Below are 25,734 nucleotides of genomic sequence, written 5' to 3' on the forward strand. Positions count from 1 at the left end.
CTACGAATTTTTACGGGCCCATTGGGATCAGGATCAATCAACCGTTGGCCGGCATCCCGGTAGCCCCGGCCGTTGGCCGGATGCTCTTCGTCCCGGCGCCATGAACGCCTGATGGAAAACCGTGATGTCGGTCGGGGGGAATACGGCCGTGTATCGATGGCCCATTCGCTACCGGATGGCAAAACCGTTGGTGTTGCCTGCTTTCGCAACCATCGGCCGCAAACCGCGCCATACCTGGGACCGCGAAAAAATGTGACATCCAACACTCAAGAAACCACCGCGCGCCGCCGTTATCCGCAATAGCGATGACACGTTCATTGCCTGCCTGACGCCCCATCGCCTCGCTGCTTTCGACCTTCGCCCAGCAGCCCATCGCTGCGCGCCCCCGTCCCGCCCGGAGTTTCCAGCATGAAGTGGTTCCACGATCTGCCCATCGCCCGCAAACTCGCGGTCGGGTTTGCCCTCACCACCCTGATGACGGTCGCGCTGGGCGTGTTCGCCCTGGTGCGCCTCAACAGCCTCAATGCCGAGCTCGCCGAAATGGCGGGCAACGACATTCCGTCGGTACAGCACCTGGGCGAAGTACGCGCGCAGCTGGGCGAATTCCGCACCTTCGAGTTGGCCCAGCTCACCATGCTGGACCAGCCCGACAAGGTGGCCGACTACAACAAGCGCATGGACGCCACGGCCGGGATCGTACGCGACGAGATGAACGCCTACGCTGCCTTACCCGCCGCCGACCAGGAAAAAGTGCTGTACCGAAAAGTGGCCGCAGACCTGGAGGTGTATTTCGCCGCCAATGCCGAGATGCGTGCGGCAATCGCCGCCGCCGACGGCGTGCTGGCCCAGCAGGTCTCCGACGAGAAGTCGCGCCCGGCACGCCGCAAGATGTTCGAGGACCTCAAGGAACTTGGCGCCGTCAGCAGCAGCCTGATGCAGGCCAAGATCGCCGACGCCAACGCCACCCACCGCACCAGCGTGGTGGCGATCATCATCACCGTGTCGCTGCTGACCTTGCTGGCGGTGGCGATGGGCGTGCTGATCGCACGCGCCATCACCGGCCCGATCCGGCACGCCATGCACGCCATCCAGTCAGTGGCGCGCGGCGATCTGTCGGTGACCATCGCCGCCAGCACCACCGCCGATGAAGCCGGGCGCATGCTGGCCGCCACCCGCGACATGACCCTGATGCTGCGCCGCTTCTCCAGCGACACCCAGCAGATGGTCGAAATGCACGCCGGCCCGGACATCAGCCACCGCATTCCGGAAGACTTCCCGGGCGTGTATGGCCAACTTGCCGTGGGCGTGAACACCGTGATCTTCGAGCACCTCGATTCGATCAAGGATGCCATCAACGTGCTCAACCAGTACGCGGCCGGCGACCTGTCGCAGAACGCGCGCCGCCTGCCCGGCACCCGCGCGATCCTGCACGAATCGATGGACGCGGCCAAGGCCAGCCTGCTGGCGATCAACACCCAGATCCAGACCCTGGCCCAGGCCGCGGCGGCCGGCGATTTCAGCCAGCGCGGCGATGCGCTGTGCTTCGACCACGACTTCCGGGTCATGATCGAGCACCTCAACACCATGATGGAAGTGGCCGACGGCAACCTGTCGCAGCTGTCGCACCTGCTGCAGGCCATTGCCAGCGGCGACCTCACCGCGCGCATGCAGGGCCAATTCCACGGCGTGTTCGCCAGCATGCGCGATGATGCCAACACCACTGTGGCCCAGCTGACCCAGATCGTCAGCCGCATCCAGCACGCCTCGGGCAGCATCAGCACCGCCGCCGGTGAGATCGCGTCTGGCAACAACGACCTGTCGCGCCGCACCGAACAGCAAGCCGCCAACCTGGAAGAAACCGCCGCCTCGATGGAGGAACTCACCTCCACCGTGCGCCAGAACGCCGAGCATGCCCGCCAGGCCAACCAGCTCGCCATCGGCGCGCACAGCGTTGCTTCACAGGGCGGTGAAGTGGTCGGCCGGGTGGTCAGCACCATGCTCGAGATCGACGCCTCCTCGCGCCGCATTGCCGACATCATCACCGTCATCGACGGCATCGCTTTCCAGACCAACATCCTGGCCCTGAACGCGGCCGTGGAAGCGGCGCGTGCCGGCGAACAGGGCCGCGGCTTCGCCGTGGTCGCCTCCGAAGTGCGCACGCTGGCCCAGCGCTCGGCCAGTGCGGCCAAGGAGATCAAGGGCCTGATCGACGAATCGGTCGGCAAGGTCGCCGAGGGCTCGGCCCTGGTCAACCAGGCCGGCGCCACCATGGGCGAAATCGTTGCGTCGGTGCAGCGCGTGACCGACATCATGGCCGAAATTTCGGCCGCCTCGCAGGAGCAGTCCGCCGGCATCGAGCAGGTCAACCAGACCGTGATGCAGATGGACGAGACCACCCAGCAGAACGCGGCACTGGTCGAAGAAGCCACCGCCGCCGCCCGCTCGATGGAAGAACAGGCCGGCCACCTCACCGACGCGGTGTCGCTGTTCAAGCTGGAAGGCCAGACTGCTCCGGTCGTGACTGCCGCCGCACCCGCAGCCCGCCACGCCGCCCCGGCCCGCCCGCGCGCCCCGTCCACTCCCGCCCGCCGAACCGCGGTGCGCGAACCGGCGCCGGCCGGCGAAGGCGACTGGCAGGAATTCTGACCCACGCCAACGCGTCGCTCCGACAACACCCCACCCCGGCGGGGTGTTGTCCGTTTGGCAGCATCGCTACGCACATTCACCCTACATTATTGTGAACCCCTGCCGATAAACGGACAGAGACCCGATATCACACGATGTCGGTACCCGCCCAATGCAGCAGAATCCATGTCCGAAGGCAGCCCTGACCCAAACGACACCGCCCCTGCCGTCCACGACGATGGCACGGAAGATCGTTACCTGGTCCGCAATCCCCGGCAGATCCGTCAGCTGCTGCAGGCCCTGATCGACCGGCGCTCGCTGATCAACGCCCACCTTTGCGGGCGCGACCAGTCGTTCCCGACCGCGATCCTGGAGTTGGACGAAGACGAGGACTGGCTGCTGCTTGACGGCAGCCCCTCCGAACCGGCCAACCGCGCCGCCGAAGACACCGGCCACCTGCTCTGCTTCGCGCAGCTGGACCGGGTCATGGTCCGCTTCCGCCTGGACCACCTCGAACGCACCGGCGGCCACCGCCACGTCGCCTTCCGCGTGCCATTCCCCACCGAACTGGTGCACCTGCAGCGCCGCGAGCTGTACCGGCTGGAAACCCCGTTTACCGACTCCCCGCACCTGCGGTTCCCGATCAATGAAGACCGCAGCGAAGCCCTGCACCTGCGCGTGGCGGACATCAGTGGCGGCGGCCTGGCCGTGACCGTCCCGGTAGACTGCAACGTCTTCAGCATGCAGAAGCGTTACGACGCCCGCCTGGACATGCCCGACAGCGGCCCGCTGCAGATCTCGCTGATCGTCTGCAACCAACTCGCGGTCAAGCTCCCCAGCGGCGTCGAAATGAAGCGCATCGGCATGCGTTTCGACGGCCTTCCGCGCGGCGGCGACACCGCCATCCAGCGCTACATCTTCCGCATCGACCGCCAGCGCAGCGCCCGGAAGAACGGCGAGTAGCCCCGGCCGTTGGCCGGACGCTCTTCGTTCCGGCGCCATGAACGCCGGATGGGTGGCTTCGGATGGTCTAAACATCGGAGGTGTTACCGGAGCCGCATTTTGCCGTCTTCGGATGCTTGGGCCGCGCTGCGCGCGGTGTCCGGCCAACGGCCGGGGCTACGAATTGTTACGTAACGTCCACAGATTGGGATCAACCAACCAGAGGCCAGGAACCGTTGCGGGCCGATTGGGATCGGGATCAATCAACCGAAGGCCAGGAACCGTTGCGGGGCCATTGGGATCGGGATCAATCAACCCGGGGCTTCGGACGCATGGCGGCGAGGTCCCGGTAGCGCCGGCCGTTGGCCGGCTGCCTTTCGCGACACCCTCTAAAGTCGCGGCATCCCAGGCCGATATCCAGCGTGACGCCCCGGTTTTCCGACCGCCACGCCCGACCCAGGATTCCTTCCATGAACGACAGCAACCCCAACGCCGCCAGCAGTGGTGGCGAGTACCTCAGCTTCACCCTCGGCGCCGAGCACTACGGCGTGGACATCCTCAAGGTGCAGGAAATCCGCGGCTACGACTCCGTCACCCGCGTGCCCGATGCCCCCGATTACATCAAGGGCGTGATCAACCTGCGCGGCACCATCGTTCCGGTCATCGACCTGCGCCTCAAGCTGCGCCTGGACGAAGCACGCTACGACGCCTTCACCGTCATGATCGTGCTCAACGTCGACAACCGCGTCGTCGGCATCGTCGTCGACAGCGTGTCCGACGTCATCCCGCTCAGCGCCGACCAGATCCGCCCGACCCCCGAGTTCGGCGCCGCCGTCGATACCCGGTTCATTTCCGGCATCGGCACCCAGGACGACCGCATGCTGATCCTGCTCGATATCGAAACCCTGCTCGACAGCGCCGACATGGGCCAGCCGGCCATTGCCGAAGACGCCGCCGCCTGATCCGGCCACCGCCACAGGCCGAAACGACTTTCGATCAACAAAGTCCTTCAGTTCTGTCGCAACTGGCCGATAGCTGGATTCAGGAACCGGCTGCGTGGCATCGCCCCACCCCGGACCACTTATCCCTATCCCCCGGAGAATCTCCCAATGAAGTCCCTGCTCGCATTGCTTTCGGTCGCCGTCCTCGCCTCGTCCGCCTCGTCCGCCTTCGCCCAGTCGGCTGAAATGATCCCGCCGGAGCTGGCCCCGCGCTCGGTCGGCAAGGATGGCATGGTCTGCGGCAAGGTCGAAAAGGCCCGCTACGCCGAAGGTTCCGAAGGCCAGCCGACCTTCCTGTACATGGGCGGCGCCTTCCCGCGCCACACCTTCTCGGCCCGCATCGCCGGCGAGAACCGCAGCAAGTTCAGCTTCCCGCTCGAAACCCTCGAAGGCAAGACCGTGTGCGTGATCGGCAAGATCGCCCGCGACGCCTCGCGCGCTGAAATCGAAGTCAGCTCGCCGGCCGGCCTGAAGCTGGCCAACATCAAGTAATCGCCCCACGCCCCGCCACGCCGGCACAGGCCGGCGTGGCCGCTGCAACCGGGCGCCACGCCCGGACGCATCTGCCACCGGAGAGTGCACCACCATGCAATGGATCAACAACCTCAAACTGATGCCGAAGTTGATGCTGACTTTCGGCGTAATCCTGCTGGTGATGCTGCTGCAGGGCGTGGTCGCCTATCGCGGCCTGCATTCCCTCAACAACGTGACCACCGAACTGGCCGGCAACCGGATGGAAAGCATCCGCATGGCCGGCGAAATGCGTGGCATGCTCGGTGAATACCGCAGCGCCGCCTACCAGGGCCTTATCCGCGCCAGCGACGACGTCAAGGCCGACGCCAAGACCCGCACCGCCGACCTGCGCGGCAAGATCGACGCCTCGATCAAGAAGTACCCCTCGCTGATCGATGGCCCGCAGCAGAAGAAGCTGTTCGATGCCTTCGCCAAGGACTGGAACGACTCGCTGGCCTCCTACGATGCCGTCGCCGAAATGCTGGAGCTGGACCTGCCGGACGATGCCATCGATACCTTCGTCGGCGAAACCCGTGCCAAGCACGGCAAGGCCTCGGTCGCGCTCGAAACGCTGATCGCCGAAGACAACCGCCTCGCCCGCGCCTCGCGCGAAGAGGCTGAATCCACCTACGCCACCTCGGCTACCCTGACCATCATCGCCCTGCTCGGTGGCGCCGCGCTCGGCCTGGTGCTGGTGTACCTGTTCGCCCGCTCGCTGGTCGGCAGCGTCCGTGGCGCCGTGTCGGTGGCCAACGAAGTGGCCGGCGGCAAGCTGGACGGGCATATCGACGTCACCCGCAAGGATGAAGTCGGCGACCTGATGCAGGCCATGCAGCGCATGCAGCGCGACCTGCGCGACCGCACCGAAACCGAACAGGCCGTGGCCCGCGAGAACCTGCGCATCCGTACCGCGCTGGATTACAGCTCCACCGGCGTATACCTCACCGACAACCACCTCAACATCGTCTACGCCAACCGCGCGCTGGAACAGACCCTGTCCCAGTACCAGGACGAGCTGCGCAAGAGCCTGCCGGACTTCGACGCCACCACCTCGCTGGTCGGTCGTCCGTTGACCGTGCTGGAGCATCACGGCGAGATGGACCCCAACCTGCTGGCCAACCTCAAGCAGCACGGCGTGGCCCGCCGCGCCATGCAGTTCGGCGATGCCCAGTTCGCCCAGGTCGTGTCCACGATCCGCAATGAAGACGGCGAGAGCGTCGGCCACGTGGTCGAATGGCGTGACCGTACGCCCGAAGCGCTGGTCGAAGCCGAAGTGGCCCGCGTCATCGCCCAGGCCGCCGCCGGTGACCTGTCCGGCCGCATCGCCGCCGAAGGCAAGGATGGCTTCTTCCTGCAGCTGGCCCAGCAGATCAACGGCCTGCTCGACGCCAATGCCTCCAGCATCGAACAGATCTCCAGCCTGCTCACCGCCCTGTCGCAGGGCGACCTGACCGTGCGCATGCACGGTGAGTTCGAAGGCGTGTTCGCCAGCATGCGCGACGACGCCAATGCCACCGCCGAACAGCTCAGCGGCATCGTCACCCGCATCAAGCAGTCCAGCCAGGCCATCAGCTCGGCCGCGAGCGAAATCGCCACCGGCAACAGCGACCTGTCGCGCCGTACCGAACAGCAGGCCGCCAACCTGGAAGAAACCGCCGCCTCGATGGAGGAACTGACCTCCACCGTGCGCCAGAACGCCGAACACGCGCGCCAGGCCAACCAGCTCGCCATCGGCGCGCACACCGTCGCCACGCAGGGCGGTGACGTGGTCGGCCAGGTGGTCACCACCATGAGCGCGATCCAGACCTCGTCCAAGAAGATCGCCGAGATCATCTCGGTCATCGACGGCATCGCCTTCCAGACCAACATCCTGGCCCTGAACGCCGCCGTGGAAGCAGCACGTGCCGGGGAACAGGGCCGTGGCTTCGCCGTGGTCGCCTCCGAAGTGCGCACCCTGGCCCAGCGTTCGGCCGGTGCCGCCAAGGAGATCAAGGGCCTGATCGACGATTCGGTCGGCAAGGTCAACGACGGTTCGGCGCTGGTGCACAAGGCCGGCGCCACCATGGGCGAGATCGTCGCCTCGGTGCAGCGCGTGACCGACATCATGGCCGAGATTTCGGCGGCTTCGCAGGAACAGTCAGCCGGCATCGAGCAGGTCAACCAGACCGTGGTGCAGATGGACGAAACCACCCAGCAGAACGCCGCGCTGGTGGAAGAAGCCACTGCCGCCGCGCGTTCGATGGAAGAACAGGCGGGCCAGCTCAGCGACGCCGTGTCGATCTTCCGCCTCGACGAGCAGGATGTGGTGGCCGCTGCACCGGTCTTGGCCCCGGCACCGCGCGCCGTGAGCCGCCCGGCTGCCGCACCGGCACCGGCACCGGCACCGGCACCGGCGCGCAAGCCAGCCAGCCGCGCGGTGGCGGCCGAACTTGCCGAGGGCGACTGGCAGGAGTTCTAAGCCGCACCGCCTGCACGCGCAGCAATGAAGCACAGGCCCCGATGCTCCGGCATCGGGGCCGTTTCGTATCTGAAGCTGAATGCGCTCAGCTCGCGCACCTCAATAGGTGCCGTTTTCTGCCGATAACAGCATTGCCTCGACACGTTCGTCGATGTCGGCTTCCGCTGTACGCCCCCGCTAGAGTAGACCCCCACGCCCATGAATCTTTCCAGTCGCTTCTCCAACCTGTCCGTCCGCGGCAAGTTGAACCTGCTTACCGCCCTGATCGCCCTCGGCGTCATTGCCCTGGCCATCATCGCCGCGCGCATGCAGTACCTCGACCTGGCCGAGACCCGGAAGGAAGGCCTGAAGACCCAGGTCGAACTGACCTACGGCATCTTCGACCACTACAAGCGCCTGGCCGGCACCGGCGAACTCACCGAGGAAGCGGCCAAGAGCGCCGCGCTGCAGGCGCTGCACAGCATGCGCGCCGACGGCGAGAGCGCCTACTACAACGTGCTGGCCACCGATTACACCCTGCTCATGCACCCCTTCGCGCCCGACCGGGTCGGCAAGGTGCAGAAGGACTACCTGTCCAAGGACGGCGTGCCGCTGTACCTGCAGCAGGTGGACATGGCCAAGACCGGCGGTGGCTATACCTACTACTCCACCACCAAGCCCGGCGAGGGTGAGAAGCTGATCGAGAAGTCCACCTACGCCGGCATGTACGCACCGTGGCAGTGGGTGGTCACCAGCGGTGTCTACATGGACGATGTGCAGTCCAACGCGCTGGCCTTCACCGGCATCATGGCCGCCAGCGGCGGTGCGCTGGTACTGCTGGTGCTGGCCCTGAGCTGGCTGATCGGCAACCGCATCACCGGCCCGCTGCGCCAGGCCACCGGCGTGGCCGACAGCATCGCACGCGGCAAGCTGGATACCCGTATTGGTGCCCAGGCGCAGGACGAACCGGGCCGCCTGCTGGAAAGCATGGGCCGCATGCAGCAGCAGATGCACGCCGTCATCGGCGCCCAGCGCGAGATGGCCAGCCAGCACGATGCCGGCCAGACCGGCTTCCGCATGGACGAATCCGCCTTCCCGGGCGAGTACGGCTTGATGGTGCATGAAACCAACAGCCTGGTCGGCGCGCACGTGCAGACCATGCAGGACGTGCTGGCCGTGGTGCAGCGCTATGCGGTGGGCGACCTCAGCGCCGACATCGCCCGCTACCCGGGCGACAAGGCCGCCATCAGCACCACCGTGGACACCGTCAAACAGAACCTGGCCAGCATCAACGCCGAGATCAAGCGCCTGGGCGCTGCCGCGGCTGCGGGCGATTTCACCCAGCGTGGCGACGCGGCCCGCTTCGACCACGATTTCGGCCAGATGATCGCCAGCCTCAACGCCATGATGCAGGTCAGCGACGACAACCTGGGCAAGCTGTCGCAGCTGCTGTCGGCCATCGCCGAAGGCGACCTCACCGCGCGCATGCAGGGCCAGTACCAGGGCGTGTTCGCCACCATGCGCGACGACGCCAACGCTACCGTCGCGCAGCTTACCCAGATCGTCGGCCAGATCCAGCAGGCCGCCGGCAACATCAATATGGCGGCTGGCGAAATCGCCACCGGCAACAGCGACCTGTCGCGCCGTACCGAACAGCAGGCCGCCAACCTGGAAGAAACCGCCGCCTCGATGGAGGAACTGACCTCCACCGTGCGCCAGAACGCCGAACACGCACGCCAGGCCAACCAGCTCGCCATCGGCGCACACACCGTCGCCTCGCAGGGCGGTGACGTGGTCGGCCAGGTGGTCACCACCATGAGCACCATCGAGGCCAGTTCCAAGCGCATCGCCGAGATCATCTCGGTGATCGATGGCATCGCCTTCCAGACCAACATCCTGGCCCTGAACGCGGCGGTGGAAGCAGCGCGTGCCGGCGAGCAGGGCCGCGGCTTCGCCGTGGTGGCCTCCGAAGTGCGCACCCTGGCCCAGCGCTCGGCTGCGGCCGCCAAGGAGATCAAGGGCCTGATCGACGATTCGGTGGCCAGCGTGGCCGATGGCTCGGCCCTGGTGCACAAGGCCGGCACCACCATGGGCGAGATCGTCGCCTCGGTGCAGCGCGTGACCGACATCATGGCCGAGATCTCGGCAGCCTCGCAGGAACAGTCCGCCGGCATCGAACAGGTCAACCAGACCGTGGTGCAGATGGACGAAACCACCCAGCAGAACGCGGCACTGGTGGAAGAAGCCACCGCCGCCGCCCGCGCCATGGAAGAACAGGCCACCCAGCTGGCCGATGCGGTGTCGATCTTCCGCCTCGACAACCAGGTCGCCAAGGCGGTCAGCGCGGTCACCGCACGCATCGCCGCGCCCGCCCCGTCGCGCAGCGCCAAGCCGGCAGCGGCCGCCAAGGCCAGCCCGGTGAAGCCTGCTTCGGTGGCGCGGGCACCGCGCACCACCGCCGATGACGGCAACTGGCAAGAGTTCTAAGGAACCCCACCCGTGACCACGCCTACCGCTCCTGCTGCCGCTGCCTCTTCGACCGGTCGCGAATTCGAGTTCGCCGACCGCGACTTCCGCCGGATCTGCGAGCTGATCTACCAGCGCGTCGGCATCTCGCTGGCACCAGCCAAGCGCGACATGGTCTACGGCCGGCTCTCGCGCCGGCTGCGCACGCTGGGCCTGCGCAGCTTCCAGGAATACCTGGACCAGCTGGAAAGCAAGGGCGGTGATGAGTGGCAGGCGTTCACCAACGCGCTGACCACCAACCTCACCGCGTTCTTCCGCGAACCGCACCACTTCGAGAAGCTCGACACTGAACTGCGCGCGCGTGCCGGCCACGGCACCCTGCAGCTGTGGTCGTGCGCGGCGTCCACCGGAGAAGAGCCCTACTCCATGGCGATCACCGCCTGCGAGGCGTTCGGCACGCTGAAACCGCCGGTGCGGATCCTGGCTACCGATGTCGACACCCAGGTGCTGGCCACCGCCAGCCGCGGCGTGTACGCCATCGACCGTGTGTCGGGGTTGGATCCGGCGATCAGGAAGCGTTATTTCCAGCGTGGCAGTGGCCCGAACGAGGGCCAGTGCCGCGTACACCCGGCGCTGCGCGAACTGATCGACTTCCGCCCGCTCAACCTGCTGGCGCCCCGTTACGACATCGGTGGCCCGTTCGACGCGCTGTTCTGCCGCAACGTCATGATCTATTTCGACAAGCCCACCCAGCGCGGCATCCTGTCGCGGCTGATCCAGCACATGGGCGACGATGGCCTGCTCTACACCGGCCATTCGGAAAACTACCTGCACGCCGCCGACCTGATCCAGCCCTGCGGGCGCACCCTGTACAAGCGCGCGCCCGGAGCCCCGGCATGAACCTGGCCGCGCGTACCGACGATGTGATGCGCTACTTCGACAGCCGCTTCAAGGTTACCGCCGCCAAGCTGCTGCCTACCCAGTACCTGGTGGTGGACGATGACACCGCGCTGACCACCACCCTGGGTTCGTGCGTGGCGGCCTGCCTGCGCGACCCGGTGCTGAGGATCGGCGGCATGAACCACTTCCTGCTGCCCGAAGGCAACGTCGGCGATGGTGCCCCGGCACGTTACGGCAGCTATGCGATGGAACTGCTGATCAACGACCTGCTCAAGCGCGGCGCACATCGCAAGCGCCTGGAAGCCAAGGTGTTCGGCGGCGCCAACGTGCTCAAGGGCTTCACCAGCAACCCGGTGGGCACGCGCAATGCCGAGTTCGTGCGCCAGTACCTGCAGGCCGAGCACATTCCCGTGCTGGCTGAAGACCTGTGCGGTATCCATCCGCGCAAGGTGTGGTTCTTCGCCGACACCGGCCGCGTGGTCGTGCAGCGCCTGCCGCATGCCCACGAAGCCGAAGTGGCCGCCACCGAGTCGGCCGTGCGCGCGCGCCTGTCCAAGACCCCGGTCACCGGTGGCGTGGAGCTGTTCGAATGATCCACGGTTCACCCTGCAGGGTCCTGATCGTCGACGATTCAGCGGTGGTGCGGCAGATACTGAGCGAGATCCTCGCCAGCGACCCGGCCATCGACGTGATCGGCACCGCCGCAGATCCGCTGCTGGCGCGCGAGAAGATCAAGCGTCTCGCCCCCGACGTGATCACCCTGGACGTGGAAATGCCGCGCATGGATGGCCTGGCGTTCCTGGAAAACCTGATGCGCCTGCATCCGCTGCCGGTGGTGATGATTTCCTCGCTGACCGAACGTGGCGCCGACACCACCCTGCAGGCGCTGGCACTGGGCGCGGTCGACTTCATCTCCAAGCCCAGGTTCGACGTGGCGCGTGGCCTGCAGGGCTATGCCGAAGAGATCATCGGCAAGGTCAAGATGGCGGCGCGCTCGCGCGTGCGCACCCTGGCCCGCCCGGTCGCCCCCCGCATCACCCTGGATACCGTGGCGCCCGCGCCCGCGCGCTCGATCCGTTTCCGCACCACCGATCGCCTGATCGCCATCGGCGCTTCGGCCGGCGGCACCGAAGCACTGCGCGTAGTGCTCGAAGGCCTGCCCGCCGACGCCCCGGCCGTGGTGCTGACCCAGCACCTGCCCGCCACCTTCAGCACCGCGTTTGCCGAGCGCCTGGACCGCCATTCGGCGATGTCGGTGCGCGAAGCCACCGACGGCGAAGCCGTGCTGCCGGGCCATGCCTATCTGCCGCCGGGTGGCAAGCACCTGCGGGTGATCCGTGACGGCGCGCGCTGGCGCTGCCGCGTCGACGACGGCCCTGCGGTGAATCGCCACAAGCCGGCCGTGGACGTGCTGTTCCGTTCCGTGGCGGAGAGTGCCGGCGCCAACGCCATCGGCGCGATCCTCACCGGCATGGGCGACGATGGCGCACGCGGCCTGCTCGAACTGAAGAACGCCGGCGCGCCCACCCTGGTCCAGGACGAAACCACCAGCGTGGTCTGGGGCATGCCGGGCGCCGCGTTCAAACTGGGCGCTACCGACGAACAGGTGCCGCTGGAGCGCATCGCCGAACGCCTGATGTCGCTGGCACGCGGCTGAAAACATGACGATGCGTTGGCGGCGTAGCGCCGGGCTCTGCCCGGCCGTCGTCAACGCGTGCGTCACGCACTACCGATTTCAACAAGGAGCAACACCGTGAGTGCATCACTTCACACCGTCACCGGCCTGCTGCTGGCCACCGTTCTGCTGGCCGGCTCGGCCCACGCGCAGGAATCCACCGCTACCGCAAAAAGCGCCGAAACGTCCGCCACGCCTGACGTAGCGCCCGTGCCTGCCCCCGCCAAGGCCCGTGTCCGCATCTTCGGCCAGAACGGACAGGGCATCACCATGTATACCGACGCGGCCTGCCGGGACACCTATACCGAGAAGGTCGAGGTCGCCCGCTCGGGTGCACGCGCGATTGGCAGCCTGTTCGGCGGCGCACCCGCCAACATCGCGCTGGGAATGCCGGAAACGTCAACCGTACGCAACATGAAGAGCGTGCTGTTTTCCAAGCCGAACTACCAGGAGTACGCCGTTGCCGGCGGGCGGCCGTTGATCTTCGACGCCCGCGTCGAGAACACCAACGACTATCGGTGCGATCGCGAACTGACCCTGCAGTTCACCGCTGAACCGGGCCAGGACTATGAAGTCTTCATGAGCACCGCGGGCAGCATCTGCCGCTTGAGTGCGAATCACGTGGGCGCGGATGGCAGCGTGCAGGCACAGGCCACGAGCTTGCCGCCGCAGCGGTGCGAGGCACCGGCGGAGGTCGCGCCAGCCACGCCCGTTGACAGCACCGGGACGGGCGAAGCAATGACGACCGTTGCCGCCGACGCGACGGCATTGGTCGCGGCCGCTGCAGCGCCGGACAGCAATGCGGTTGCGGCGCCCGTCGTCGGGGCAGTCGCGCCGCGCGACTGGACCCGTACCGTGGGCATCATGTCCACCCAGGGCAGCGGGCAGGACAACAATCGCTACGGCGATCTGGCGCTGCGTCTGGTGAGCCGTGGCGATACCGGCAAGGTCGTCGGCCTGAAACTGGGGGTCCTGGCGCTGGCCGTCACCGGCCGTGCCTATGTGGGGCGCGTGGATGGATTCAACAAGAACAACCTGCGCGGTGACACCATCGAAAGCGTGCCAAGCCCGGCCGTGGTCCACATGCCGGACCTGCTGCGCGGGGAACTGGCCGCGTTCTTCCGCGCCCACCCCGATGCGATTCCCTACGAGCGCCGCACGGTGCAGGCCAGCGCCGGCACCTGGACGCTGGCGTACCAGAAGCTCGCCGGCTCCAACGTTCCGTACGAGCTTCGCCACCAGGCCAGCATCGGCTTCCTGTTGCCGAAGGACGGCCAGACCCAGACCATCGTGTATTGCACCGATGAACGGCTCCAGGCCCCGCTGGAGGAATGGCAGGCCGACGACTACGCCAAGGTGAGAGCCGCCTCGCAGGCGTTCGCCGAGCGCTGCGTCGCCAGTTTCGTCGCGGAACTGCCGAAGGTATTCCCGGAGCTTGCCCCGCCGGAGCAGGAAACGGCGCAGACAAGCGAAGCGCCGGCGACGGCTACCGAACAGACCTGACGCAACCTGCCCGACGCGGTTACGCTGTTACCGCCAATACAGCCGCATCGGGTTGTCCACCAGCAGCTTCTGCTGCTGGTCGGCGGTGACCGCAATCCGTGGAATGAAATCCACCAGCGTGCCGTCATCGGGCATGTGCGATTTCAGGTTCGGGTGCGGCCAATCGGTGCCCCACAGCACCCGGTCCGGGAACTGCTCCACCAGGTGCCGTGCGAACGGCACCACATCGTCATACGTGGGCGGCCCCGACTGCGACAGCCGTTCCGGGCAACTCACCTTGCTCCACACGTTCGGATGCTCGCGCATCAGCTTCACGAAACGCTGGAACTCCGGCCCATCCACCGCCTGGGTCACGTCCGGCCGCCCCATATGGTCCACCACCACCGTGGTCGGCAGCGAGGTGAAGAAGTCCCACCGCTCGGCCAGGTCCGCCGCCTCGAAATACACCACCACATGCCAGCCCAGCGGCGCGATCCGCTCGATGATGGCGTGGTAATACGCATCCGGCTTCGGGTCCACCAGCCGCCTCACGAAATTGAAGCGCACCCCGCGCACACCGGCCTCATGCAGCTCGTGCAATTCGTCGTCGGTGACCGTATCGCGCACCGTGGCCACGCCACGCGCACGCCCACCAGAACTACGCAGCGCATCGACCAGCGCCCGGTTGTCGGCACCGTGGCAGGTGGCCTGCACGATCACGTTGCGATCGAAGCCCAGGTGGTCGCGCAGCGCGAACAGCTGCGCCTTGCCCGCATCACACGGCGTGTACTTGCGCTCGGGCGCGTACGGAAACTGGTCACCGGGCCCGAACACATGGCAATGGGCATCCACCGCACCCGGTGGCGGTACGAACACCGGCCGGCTCGGGTCGGGACAGAAATCCAGCCAGTCGGCATCCTTCACGAAATCCGCCATCACAGCCCCCTCGCCTTCAGCTGGGCATCCAGTCGTGGGTACACCCGGCGCGCGTTGCCCGACAGCACCTTGGTGCGGTCAGCCGCCGACAGCCCCAGCGCTTCCACATAGCGCAGGGTGTCGTCGAAGTACTGCCCGGTTTCCGGGTCGATCCCGCGCACCGCGCCCACCATCTCCGAGCCGAACAGGATGTTGTCGATGTCGATTACCTTGAACAGCAGGTCGATACCCGGCTGATGGTAAACGCAGGTGTCGAAGAACACATTCTTCATCACATGCTCGTTCAGCGGCGGCTTGCCCAGCATGTCGGCCAGCCCCCGGAACCTGCCCCAATGGTAGGGCACCGCGCCGCCGCCGTGCGGGATGATGAAGCGCAGCGCCGGGAAATCACGGAACAAGTCGCCCTGCAGGAACTGCATGAACGCCGTGGTGTCGGCATTGAGGTAATGCGCGCCGGTGGCGTGGAAGTTGGCATTGCAGCTGCCCGATACATGCACCATGGCCGGGACGTCCAGCTCCACCATCTTCTCGAAGAAGGGGTACCAGGCACGGTCGGTCAACGGCAGGCCGGTCCAGTGCCCGCCCGATGGATCGGGGTTGAGGTTGCAGCCCACGAACCCCAGCTCGTTGACACAGCGCTCCAGTTCGGCGATCGAGTGTGCGATCGGTACGCCGGGCGACTGCGGCAGCTGGCACACGCCGATGAAGGTTTCCGGGTACAGCGCCACCACCCGCGCGATCAGGTCATTGCAGCGCCGGGTCCACTCCGCGCTCACCGCCTCATCACCGATGTGGTGGGCCATGGTGCTGGCGCGCGGCGAGAAGATGGTCATGTCCGCGCCGCGCTCACGCAGCAGCCGCAGCTGGTTGCCTTCCACGCTTTCGCGCAGCTCGTCGTCGCTGATCGTCGGGTATGCCGGCGCGGGCAGCGACGGGTCGTTGAAATGCGCCACCTGCGCCTTGCGGAACGCATCGTGGCTGGCGGGGGCGGTCGTGTAGTGACCGTGGCAATCGATGATCATCAGGGGCCTCGTGGGGGAGGAGTTACCAGCCGAACAGCTGGGCGAAGTGGACATCCACGCGCAGCCCGACGATCAACGCATCGGGGATGTCGGTGGTGCGCGTGGGCGCGTAGATCGGATCGGGGTTGATCACATACTGCAGGTTGGGCATCAGCCGGACGCCCTTGTGCACCGCCCAGCCATAGCTCAGCTCGGCGATGATCTCGTCGGCATTGGGCGCGCCGCTGCCGCCGTTGCGCGCGCGGCGGTCGCGCAGGAAGGCGATCTGTTCATCGCTGAAGTGGGTGTTGGAGACGAACATCGCCAGCGTGTCCTGGTCGCGGCCGGCGAAGGTGCCGGTCTTGACGAAGCCAACCGCAGCGAACTGGTCCACCGGCGCTTCGTTGCCGGTGTTGACGTAAGCGCGGGCGAACAGCGCCAGGTTGCGCTTGCCCTCCCCACGCCACACGGTCTGGTCGGCCATCGCATACCAGCCCATCCGCGCCCCATCCTGCATGGCCGTGGGCTTGCCGGTCAGTGCGGCCGAGTTGCCGTTGGCGTCGAAGTAGGAGCTCTTGCCACCATCGGTGTTGCGGTACATGCCCACGCGGTAGGTGCGCGGCAGCCTGTCGTTGGCGAAGCTGGTCTGGTAGCCGGCCTCATAGGCGGTGATGGTGCCGGTGCCCTCGCCGACCGAGAAGTCCAGGCCATTCTTGCCGGCCTTGTTCAGCTCGTTGTTGTAGTCGAACGCCCCGCCCTGCACGTACCACCGATCATTCACGTCGTAGCGCAGGATGCCGGCCCAGGACGAGTTCGGGAATGCGGTGATGCCAAGGTCGGTGATCGCCCCGTACGGCGTCAGGCACATCGCATTGCTCATGAACACGCAGTTGAGTGCCGAGTTGTTGAAGTAACTGTTCACCGGTGCACGCCCGGCGGTGATGCTCAGCCCGTTGTCGAAACGGTGGCGCACGGTCAGCCGGGTCAGGCGGCCACCGGCCACCGGGCGCCAGGTCTGCTGCGCGCTGATCGAGTTGCCGATCTTCTCGCGGGCCAGGTTGCGCCCGGCGAACCAGGCCCATTGCGCGTCCACGTCGGTGTTGTGCACGCCGAACAACGCGTCCAGGTCGAACTTCGACTGGGCCATGATCCAATAGGAACCTTCGGTGCCCTGCTCCACCCCGCCCACGGGGTTGGAGGCAACGTTGCCGACGAAATCCAGGGTCAGGTCGACGCCTTTGGGCAGGGTGCCCTCGGCGGCGGCCGGTGCGGCCAAAGCAGCGCTCAACAGCAGCGCCAGCGGGGTGTGGCGGAGGATGGACATGAAATCTCCCTCCCCGCTGCCGTGGGCAGCGGGTTCAATACATTCGGGGTGGGCGCCGCGGGCAATCCGCGGCGCGTCGGTCAGGCTTCGCGCACGCCCAGGTGGCGCAAGCGGGCGCGGCGGGTGCCGATCTGCTCGGCCATCACCTTCTCGTCCAGCTTGCCTTCCCACTTGGCGATCACCAGTACCGCGATCGCATTGCCGACCAGGTTCACGAAGGTCAGGCCTTCGGCCAGGATGCGATGGATGCCAAGAATCAGCGCGATGCTGGCCACCGGAATGGTGCCGGTGGTGCCCAGCGTGGCTGCCAACACCACGAACGCCGCGCCAGCAACGCCGGCGGCGCCCTTGGAGGTCAGCAGCAGCACCGCGATCAGGCCCAGCTGGTGCCACACGGTCAGCTCGGTGTTGGTCGCCTGGGCCAGGAACAGCGCCACCGTGGTCAGGTACAGGCAGGTGCCATCGAGGTTGAACGAATAGCCGGCCGGAATCACGAAACCGACCACGCCTTCTTCGCAGCCCAGCTTCTTCATCTTCTCGATCAGGCGCGGCAGCACCGTTTCGGTGGACGTGGTGGCCGCCACGATCACGATCTCATCGCGCAGGTAGGCCAGCAGCCGCCACAGGCTGGCGCCGGTCCACCAGCACACCGCGCCGAGCACGAACACCGTGAACGCGGCGCAGACCACGAAGAACTCGATGATCAGTTCGCCCAGCGACAGCAGCGAACCGGCACCGAACTGGCCCACAGTGAAGGCGATCGCACCGAACGCACCGATCGGCGCGAAGTACATGACAAAGCCGATGATCTTGAACAGCGCCGCCGAGGTGCCCTCGATGACCTTCATCACCGGCGCGCCGCGCTCACCGATCGAGGCCAGCGCCACACCGAACAGCACCGCCACGAACAGCACCTGCAGCACATGCGCTTCAGTGAACGCACTGACCAGCGTGTTGGGGATGATCGCCATGATGTAGGACACGATCGACTGGTCGTGCGCGGTATGCACGTAGCCCTGGATGCTGGCCATGTCGATGGTGGCCGGGTCGATGTTCATGCCCGCACCGGGCTGCCACAGGTCGACCACGACCAGCCCGACGATCAGTGCCAGGATCGTGATCACCTCGAAGTAGATCAACGATTTGAGCGCAAGCCGGCCCACGCTGCGCATGTCGCGCATGCCGGCAATGCCGTGCACCACGGTCACGAAGATGATCGGGCCGATCATCATGCGGATCAGCTTGATGAACGCATCGCCGAACGGCTTCATCGCCGAACCCCAGTCCGGCTGCAGCCAGCCCAGCACGACGCCGATGATGGTGCCGGCCAACACCTGGAACCACAACTGGCCAAAGACGCCGAAGCGGCCCTGCCGCTTCTCGACAACAGACATAACAACCCTCCCAGGTCACAAGAATAGAGACGTCGCGCGTATTCAGTCGAACAGCACGCCGTCGAACAGCTTTCGGGCGGTGCGCAGGATGGCCGCAGCGGCCACCTGCCCTTGTGTGTCGCGCTCCAGCACGCAGCCGGTGCTGCCGCTGGGGTGTTCGATATCCAGCTGCAGGCGGTTGTCGTCGGGCACCACCGCCAGTGCGCTGGCCGGTGAATCGGGCAGCAGGCAGGCCGTGGCCACGGTCACCGCACCGAGCACGCCGATGGAGGCGTGGCAGCGGTGCGGGATGAACGAACGCACGCAGATCGCGCCACCATCGCGCGGCGCCGCCACCAGCATCATCTTTGGCACCGACTGCGCGGTGACATCGCCGAGGTTCATCAACGGCCCGGCCTGCAGGCGGATCGCCTCCAGCCGCGCCTTCAACGCATCGTCAGCATCGAGCGTGGCGCGGTCTTCGTAGCCGCTCACACCCACATCGCTGGCACGCAGCACCACACATGGCATGCCATTGTCGATCAGGGTGACGTCCACGCCATCGATCACGTCGCGCGCCTTGCCCGTCGGCAGCAGCGCGCCGCAGCTCGAACCGGCAATGTCGGCAAAGGTCAGCGGAATCGGCGCCGCCGTACCCGGCACCCCGTCAATCCGGGCCGTGCCGTCATAGCGCACCTGGCCACCGGGGGTTTGTACGTTGGCGGTCGCCACCTTGCCGGTGTTCACCATGTAGATGCGCACGTCGGTGCTTTCGCCGGTGGGCTGGACCAGCCCACGCTCGATGGCGAAGGGCCCCACCCCGGCCAGCAGGTTGCCGCAGTTCTGCGCATCGCTCACCATGGCCTGGTCGACGAACACCTGCAGGAACAGGTAGTCCACGTCCGCACCGGGCTGGCTGGAAGGCGATACCACCGCGACCTTGGAGGTCAGCGGATCGGCGCCGCCCATGCCATCGATCTGGCGCGGGTCCGGCGAGCCGTAGGCACGCAGCAGGAACGCATCACGTGCGGCCGCTTCCGCAGGCAGGTCGGCGGCCAGGAAGTAGCCGCCCTTGGAGGTGCCACCGCGCATCCACATCGCGGGCACGCCCTTACTCATAGCGCAGGCCCTTGGCCGCCAGGCGTTCGCGCATGGCATAGATGTCCAGGCCCAGCTCACCCTTGGCCAGCCGCTCGCGCTTTTCGGCCTCGCGTGCCTCGCGTGCCTGCGATTCGGCCGCCACGCGCGCGGCATCGGCACGCGGCACGATGCACACGCCATCATCGTCGGCGATCACCACATCGCCGGGGTGTACCAACGCCCCGCCGCAGACCACCGGCACGTTCACCGAGCCCAGCGTTTCCTTCACCGTGCCCTGTGCATGGATCGCCCGGCTCCAGACCGGGAAGCCCATCGCGGTCAGGTCGCGCACATCGCGCACGCCGGCATCGATCACCAGCCCATGGCAGCCACGTACCTGCGCCGAGGTGGCCAGCAGGTCGCCGAAATAACCGTCGGTGCAGTCGCTGGTCGGCGCCACCACCAGCACATCGCCTTCGCGCAGCTGCTCGATGGCCACATGCATCATCCAGTTGTCGCCGGGCGGCACCGACACGGTGATGGCGCTGCCGGCAATGCGCGCGCCGCTGTAGATCGGGCGCAGCCGCGGGTGCAGCAGGCCAGTGCGGCCCTGGGACTCGTGCGCGGTGGCGACACCGGCCTGGGCAAGAACCTGGAGTGCGCCAGCAGCGGCGCGTTCGACATGGGTGACGACGCGGGACATCCATCCATCCTTCAATGACGATGATGCAGTCTTGTCCGCAAGCGCCAACCCCTCAAGATCGATTTCCGCAACAGCCATTTGGTTTGGTTATAGTTGATGCATGAACCGGCCCTTCGAGCTGAACCTCAAGCATCTGCACGCCCTGGTCGCCGTGCACCACCACGGCGGCATCAGCGCCGCTGCCCCGCACGTGAATCTCTCCCAGCCTGCCCTGACCCAGGCCATTGCCCGGCTCGAGAGTCAACTCGACACGCCCCTGTTCGACCGCCAGCCCGGTGGCATGGCGCCTACCGAAGCAGCTGAGCTGCTGGTCCCACGCATAGCGCGCGCCCTGGGCTACATCGCCGATGGCGTGCGGGTGGCGCGGCGTGCACAACGCCTGCCTGCGCTGCCGGCGGTGGAACGGCGCGTCACGCTGGGCCAGTTGCGCGCATTGGTGGCAGTGGACGATGCCGGCAGCTTCACCCTGGCCGCCAGCCGCGCCGGCATCTCGCAGCCGGCCATCTACCGCGCGGTGCACGAACTCGGCACCGCAATTGAGACGCCGCTGACCGAACGCCACGGCAAGACCGTGCAGACCACCCCAGCCGCCACCCGCATGCTGCGGCTGGTGCGGCTGGCGCTGTCCGAACTGGCGGCGGGCCTGGACGAAGTGACCCTGCTGCGCTCGGAACAGGGCGGCCGGGTCACGCTCGGGGTAATGCCACTTGCGCGTGCGATCCTGCTGCCGCAGGTATTGGCGCGCTTCGCCCGCGCCCATCCCGGTGCATCGGTCAATGTGATCGAAGGGCCCTATGCGGAGTTGCTGGGCGACCTGCGCGCCGGCAGTCTGGATCTGTTGATCGGTGCGATGCGCGACACCCTGCCCGTACGCGATGTCGCGCAGGAGGGCCTGTTCGACGATGACCCGGTGATCGTCGCGCGCAGCGACCATCCACTGGCCGGCAGCGACGCGCTCGACTTCGACCGGCTGCTGGCTTTCCCTTGGGTGATCGCAGCCACTGGCGCCCCGGTGCGCGCACGCTGGGAGCGGATGTTCCGCCGGCATGGCCACGAACCGCCCCGCCTCCGCATCGAATGCGGCTCGGTGCTGATCACCCGCGGCCTGCTGCTGGAAGACGACTGGCTCACCCTGATGTCACGCGACCAGTTCGTGATCGAACGCCGCGCCGGCCTGCTCTGCGAAATCGGCAGCGCCGGCGACGACCTGCGTCGCCGCATCGGCCTCACCACCCGCGCCGACTGGCACCCGACCCGCCTGCAGCAGGCGTTCGTGGAAACCTTCCGCGCCATCTGCGCCGAACGCAGCAACGACGCAGACAACGCATGGCCGTTCCGTTATCCCGCGCGTTGATGATCATCGCGATGGCGGTAGGGTCGGTCCCCAAACGACTGCCGATAACGGCTCGACGCCCGGTAACGCATGACCCGAAACGAAAAACGGCTCTCCGTTCCGGCGCCATGAACACCGGACAGACGGCTTCGGACACATGTCAGCGCCGATGATGTCATCCGCGCCGCATTGCCGTGGCTTCGGATGCTTGCGCCGCGCTTCGCGCGGTCGCCGACCAACGGTCGGCGCTACGAATTGCTGGCGAACGCGATAAGACACGGATACATCACCAACGGGCGACCAAGCATCAGCCTGGGCTGGCGGCGATTCGTCCCGGCAAACAAAAACCCCCGGTTTTCACCGGGGGTTCTCGTTCAACACATCAGCCGATCAGGATCAGGCAGCGACCGTCCTGGCCACATCCTGGTAATCCTCGATCTGGTCGAAGTTCATGTAGCGGTAGATGTCCTTGCTGCTGGCATCCAGCACGCCGATGTCGGCCATGTACTCTTCCCTGGTCGGAATGCGACCCAGGCGCGAGCAGATCGCGGCCAGTTCGGCCGAACCCAGGTACACGTTGGAGTTGCGGCCCAGGCGGTTCGGGAAGTTGCGGGTCGAGGTCGAGAACACCGTCGCGCCCTCGCGCACCTGTGCCTGGTTGCCCATGCACAGCGAGCAGCCCGGCATTTCCATGCGCGCACCGGCGGTGCCGAAGGTGCCGTAGTGGCCTTCCTTGGTCAGCTCCGAGGCATCCATCTTGGTCGGCGGAGCCACCCACAGCTTGGTCGGGATGTCGCGCTTGCCTTCCAGCAGCTTGGCCGCCGCACGGAAGTGACCGATGTTGGTCATGCACGAACCGATGAAGACTTCATCGATGGCCGCACCGGCCACGTCCGACAGCGTCTTGACGTCGTCCGGGTCGTTCGGGCAGGCCACGATCGGCTCGTGGATGTCGGCCAGGTCGATCTCGATGACGGCGGCGTACTCGGCGTCGGCATCCGGCTGCAGCAGCTCCGGGTTGGCCAGCCAGGCTTCCATCTTCTCGATGCGGCGGGCCAGCGAACGCGCGTCCTGGTAACCCTCGGCGATCATCCACTTCAGCAGCGTGATGTTGCTGGTGAGGTACTCGATGATCGGCTCCTTGTTCAGGTGCACCGAGCAACCGGCAGCCGAACGTTCGGCCGAGGCATCGGACAGTTCGAACGCCTGCTCCACCTTCAGGTCCGGCAGACCTTCGATTTCCAGGATGCGACCGGAGAAGATGTTCTTCTTGCCAGCCTTGGCCACGGTCAGCAGACCGGACTTGATCGCGTACAGCGGAATCGCGTTGACCAGGTCACGCAGGGTCACGCCCGGCTGCATCCTGCCCTTGAAGCGCACCAGCACCGATTCGGGCATGTCCAGCGGCATCACGCCGGTGGCCGCGGCGAAGGCGACCAGGCCCGAGCCGGCCGGGAACGAAATGCCCACCGGGAAACGGGTGTGCGAATCGCCGCCGGTGCCCACGGTGTCGGGCAGCAGCATGCGGTTGAGCCAGCTGTGGATCACGCCGTCGCCCGGGCGCAGCGAGACGCCGCCACGGGTGGAAATGAATTCCGGCAGCGTGTGGTGGGTCTTGACGTCCACCGGCTTCGGGTAAGCGGCGGTGTGGCAGAACGACTGCATCACCAGGTCGGCCGAGAAGCCCAGGCAGGCCAGGTCCTTCAGCTCGTCGCGGGTCATCGGGCCGGTGGTGTCCTGCGAGCCCACCGAGGTCATCTTCGGTTCGCAGTAGGTGCCCGGGCGCATGCCCTGGCCTTCCGGCAGGCCACAGGCGCGGCCGACCATCTTCTGCGCCAGCGAGAAACCCTTGCCGGTGTCCGGCGGGTCCATCGGCAGGCGGAACAGATCGGTCGGGGCCAGGCCCAGCGCTTCGCGCGCCTTGGCGGTCAGGCCACGGCCGATGATCAGCGGAATGCGGCCACCGGCGCGCACTTCGTCGAACAGCACGTCGGACTTCACCTGGAACTCGGCGATGACCTGGCCGTCCTTCAACGCCTTGCCGTCATAGGGACGCAGCTCGACCACGTCGCCCATGTTCATCTGCGACACGTCCAGCTCGATCGGCAGCGCGCCGGCGTCTTCCATGGTGTTGTAGAAGATCGGGGCGATCTTCGAGCCCAGGCACACGCCGCCGAAACGCTTGTTCGGAATGAACGGAATGTCTTCGCCGGTGAACCACAGTACCGAGTTGGTGGCCGACTTGCGGCTGGAACCGGTACCGACCACGTCGCCCACGTAAGCGACCAGATGGCCCTTGTCCTTCAGCGATTCGATGAACTTGACCGGGCCGCGCTTGCCGTCTTCTTCCGGCTCGATGCCATCGCGCTTGTTCTTCAGCATCGCCAGGGCGTGCAGCGGGATGTCCGGGCGGGTGGTGGCATCCGGGGCCGGCGACAGGTCGTCGGTGTTGGTTTCGCCGGTCACCTTGAGCACGGTGATGGTCAGGCTCTGCGGCACTTCCGGGCGGCTGGTGAACCACTCGGCATCGGCCCAGCTCTGCAGCACGCCCTGGGCGTTGGCGTTACCGGCCTTGGCCTTTTCCTGCACGTCGTGGAAGGCGTCGAACACCAGCAGGGTCTTCTTCAGCGCGTCGGCGGCAATGGCGCCGACCACGGCGTCGTCCAGCAGCTGGACCAGCGGCGCGACGTTGTAACCGCCCAGCATGGTGCCCAGCAGTTCGGTGGCGCGCTCGCGCGGGATCAGCGCGTTGGTTTCGCTGCCGAAGGCGATGGCGGCCAGGTACGAGGCCTTGACCTTGGCGGCGTCATCGACACCGGCCGGCACGCGCTGGGTCAGCAGGTCGAGCAGGAACCCGGCCTCGCCGGCGGGCGGGTTCTTCAGCAGTTCAATGACGTCGGCCGTCTGCTGGGCGCTCAGCGGCAGCGGCGGGATGCCAAGCGCGGCGCGCTCGGCTACGTGGTGGCGGTAGGCTTCCAACATGACAACTCCCGGGTGATTCTTTGAAGAATGCGGTTGAGTAAAACGGTAAAAAAACGGGCTCAGGCGTTCGGCACGATCAGCTTCAGGCCCTTGAAGTAATCGCGGTAAAATCTGTCGTTCCAGGTGATCAGGCCGTCGCACTGCAGCAGCGCGTGCGCGCCGACCATGAAATCGTCGATGCCGCGGCGGTCGTTGCCGCGCTGGCGGTGGCGGCGATGCATCTCACCGGCGCGCAGGGCCGACTTGGCTTCCAGCGGGCTGAAATGGATGCCCATCTCTTCCAGCGCTTCCTGCACTTCGGCCCCGCCGCGCAGCGCGGCGCAGATCTCGGCCAGCACCACCCCGCAGATCACCACCCGCCCGCCGACCAGGCTCTGGCGCAGGCAGGCTTCCACCGCGTCGGCCTGCGGGCCATTGCTGAGCAGTTCGATCAGGACCGGGGAATCGACGGCGATCATGCGCGGCTCATTCTTCGTCGCGCACGGCGCGCACGGCCGCCTCGGCCGAATCGAAGCCGTCCAGCGCGAACTTGCCGCGGGCACGGGAAATGGCATCGTCCACGCTCTTGCGCAGGATGATGCGGCTGCCGTCGAGCTCCACCTTCAACTGGGTGCCCTTGGTCAGGCCGAGCGCATCGCGGACCGCCTTGGGCAAGGTGATCTGTCCGCGTTCTGCAACGGTGGCTTCCATCGGTAGGCCCTCCAAAGTATGCACAAATTATACATACTTCCCCGGGCATACTTCCACTGCAGCGTGGTTCAGCCAGCCAAGGCCCTTACCGCGCAAAGGATCCGCCTTATCGATGACATCGGCGATACATATTTGTATGTAGCCTGAGAACCCTGCCACCGACCGCGTCCGGCTGAATGGTTCATACTCAGTCCGACTGCCGGGCCGTCGGGACACCGGTAACCGCAAGCAGGCCCGCATGGGCCACTGCAAGCCATCCGCAAGAGGAGTC

The 25,734-nt window shown here is 66.5% G+C and carries 20 protein-coding genes; 11 read left to right on the forward strand and 9 right to left on the reverse strand.

The features are described 5' to 3' along the window. Positions 1-408 precede the first annotated feature (408 nt). The 10 genes from WIX41_RS00640 to WIX41_RS00685 all read left to right on the forward strand — a co-directional run bounded on the left by WIX41_RS00640 (position 409) and on the right by WIX41_RS00685 (position 14,062). The gene (locus WIX41_RS00640; protein WP_339445267.1) at positions 409-2,646 is read left to right on the forward strand and encodes a methyl-accepting chemotaxis protein; all 2,238 of its coding nucleotides are present in this window, start codon (positions 409-411) and stop codon (positions 2,644-2,646) included. 165 nt (positions 2,647-2,811) lie between these two features. Beyond that, positions 2,812-3,588, forward strand: a complete 777-nt coding sequence (locus WIX41_RS00645; protein ID WP_339445268.1) for a flagellar brake protein — start codon at positions 2,812-2,814, stop codon at positions 3,586-3,588. Positions 3,589-4,037: 449 nt separating this feature from the next. Then, positions 4,038-4,529: a chemotaxis protein CheW gene (locus tag WIX41_RS00650; RefSeq protein ID WP_339445269.1), complete on the forward strand. Its 492-nt coding sequence runs from the start codon at positions 4,038-4,040 to the stop codon at positions 4,527-4,529. 147 nt (positions 4,530-4,676) lie between these two features. Further along, positions 4,677-5,060, forward strand: coding sequence for a hypothetical protein (locus tag WIX41_RS00655; RefSeq protein WP_339445270.1), 384 nt, complete (start codon positions 4,677-4,679; stop codon positions 5,058-5,060). Positions 5,061-5,154: 94 nt separating this feature from the next. Further along, positions 5,155-7,539 (forward strand): methyl-accepting chemotaxis protein, encoded by a 2,385-nt coding sequence (locus WIX41_RS00660; protein WP_409187286.1) that lies wholly within the window; start codon positions 5,155-5,157, stop codon positions 7,537-7,539. Positions 7,540-7,737: 198 nt separating this feature from the next. After that, complete coding sequence (locus WIX41_RS00665; RefSeq protein WP_339445271.1) at positions 7,738-10,005, forward strand: methyl-accepting chemotaxis protein; 2,268 nt, start codon at positions 7,738-7,740, stop codon at positions 10,003-10,005. 12 nt (positions 10,006-10,017) lie between these two features. After that, positions 10,018-10,884: a CheR family methyltransferase gene (locus tag WIX41_RS00670; protein WP_339445272.1), complete on the forward strand. Its 867-nt coding sequence runs from the start codon at positions 10,018-10,020 to the stop codon at positions 10,882-10,884. Next, positions 10,881-11,477 carry a chemoreceptor glutamine deamidase CheD gene (cheD, locus tag WIX41_RS00675; RefSeq protein WP_339445273.1) on the forward strand — a complete coding sequence of 199 codons (597 nt, stop codon included), beginning with the start codon at positions 10,881-10,883 and terminating at the stop codon, positions 11,475-11,477. The genes WIX41_RS00670 and cheD overlap by 4 nt, the downstream gene beginning before the upstream one ends. Next, the gene (locus WIX41_RS00680) at positions 11,474-12,541 is read left to right on the forward strand and encodes a protein-glutamate methylesterase/protein-glutamine glutaminase (RefSeq protein WP_339445274.1); all 1,068 of its coding nucleotides are present in this window, start codon (positions 11,474-11,476) and stop codon (positions 12,539-12,541) included. Before cheD ends, WIX41_RS00680 begins: the two co-directional genes overlap by 4 nt. Before the next feature lie 96 nt (positions 12,542-12,637). Next, positions 12,638-14,062, forward strand: coding sequence for a hypothetical protein (locus tag WIX41_RS00685; protein ID WP_339445275.1), 1,425 nt, complete (start codon positions 12,638-12,640; stop codon positions 14,060-14,062). A gap of 27 nt (positions 14,063-14,089) precedes the next feature. On the opposite strand, the gene WIX41_RS00690 is transcribed toward WIX41_RS00685, so the two are convergent. The 6 genes from WIX41_RS00690 to WIX41_RS00715 form a co-directional block, all read right to left on the reverse strand. Continuing rightward, entirely contained in the window at positions 14,090-14,977 is an 888-nt protein-coding gene (locus WIX41_RS00690) for an amidohydrolase family protein (protein ID WP_339445276.1), read from the reverse strand. Next, positions 14,977-15,999 carry an amidohydrolase family protein gene (locus tag WIX41_RS00695; protein WP_339445277.1) on the reverse strand — a complete coding sequence of 341 codons (1,023 nt, stop codon included), beginning with the start codon at positions 15,997-15,999 and terminating at the stop codon, positions 14,977-14,979. Before WIX41_RS00695 ends, WIX41_RS00690 begins: the two co-directional genes overlap by 1 nt. 22 nt (positions 16,000-16,021) lie before the next feature. After that, a complete protein-coding gene (locus WIX41_RS00700; RefSeq protein WP_339445278.1) occupies positions 16,022-17,302 on the reverse strand; it encodes a carbohydrate porin in 1,281 nt (426 codons plus the stop codon). A gap of 80 nt (positions 17,303-17,382) precedes the next feature. Further along, positions 17,383-18,696, reverse strand: a complete 1,314-nt coding sequence (gene dctA / locus WIX41_RS00705; protein WP_339445279.1) for a C4-dicarboxylate transporter DctA — start codon at positions 18,694-18,696, stop codon at positions 17,383-17,385. Between the two features lie 42 nt (positions 18,697-18,738). Further along, positions 18,739-19,794, reverse strand: a complete 1,056-nt coding sequence (locus WIX41_RS00710; RefSeq protein WP_339445280.1) for a 4-oxalomesaconate tautomerase — start codon at positions 19,792-19,794, stop codon at positions 18,739-18,741. Next, complete coding sequence (locus tag WIX41_RS00715; RefSeq protein ID WP_339445281.1) at positions 19,787-20,458, reverse strand: 4-carboxy-4-hydroxy-2-oxoadipate aldolase/oxaloacetate decarboxylase; 672 nt, start codon at positions 20,456-20,458, stop codon at positions 19,787-19,789. Before WIX41_RS00715 ends, WIX41_RS00710 begins: the two co-directional genes overlap by 8 nt. Before the next feature lie 100 nt (positions 20,459-20,558). Between WIX41_RS00715 and WIX41_RS00720 the strand changes: the two genes are divergently transcribed. Continuing rightward, the gene (locus tag WIX41_RS00720) at positions 20,559-21,812 is read left to right on the forward strand and encodes a LysR family transcriptional regulator (protein ID WP_339445282.1); all 1,254 of its coding nucleotides are present in this window, start codon (positions 20,559-20,561) and stop codon (positions 21,810-21,812) included. A gap of 375 nt (positions 21,813-22,187) precedes the next feature. Here WIX41_RS00720 and acnB read toward each other — a convergent pair whose 3' ends face one another. Genes acnB through WIX41_RS00735 form a run of 3 tightly spaced genes read right to left on the reverse strand, consistent with a single transcriptional unit; the run spans position 22,188 to position 25,463 of the window. Further along, a complete protein-coding gene (gene acnB, locus WIX41_RS00725; protein ID WP_339445283.1) occupies positions 22,188-24,773 on the reverse strand; it encodes a bifunctional aconitate hydratase 2/2-methylisocitrate dehydratase in 2,586 nt (861 codons plus the stop codon). 59 nt (positions 24,774-24,832) lie between these two features. Next, entirely contained in the window at positions 24,833-25,231 is a 399-nt protein-coding gene (locus WIX41_RS00730; RefSeq protein ID WP_339445284.1) for a type II toxin-antitoxin system VapC family toxin, read from the reverse strand. A gap of 7 nt (positions 25,232-25,238) precedes the next feature. Beyond that, the gene (locus WIX41_RS00735; protein WP_079221776.1) at positions 25,239-25,463 is read right to left on the reverse strand and encodes an AbrB/MazE/SpoVT family DNA-binding domain-containing protein; all 225 of its coding nucleotides are present in this window, start codon (positions 25,461-25,463) and stop codon (positions 25,239-25,241) included. Positions 25,464-25,734 lie beyond the last annotated feature (271 nt).

Origin of the sequence: Stenotrophomonas sp. AB1(2024), assembly GCF_037482345.1 — a bacterium.
GTDB lineage: Bacteria > Pseudomonadota > Gammaproteobacteria > Xanthomonadales > Xanthomonadaceae > Stenotrophomonas.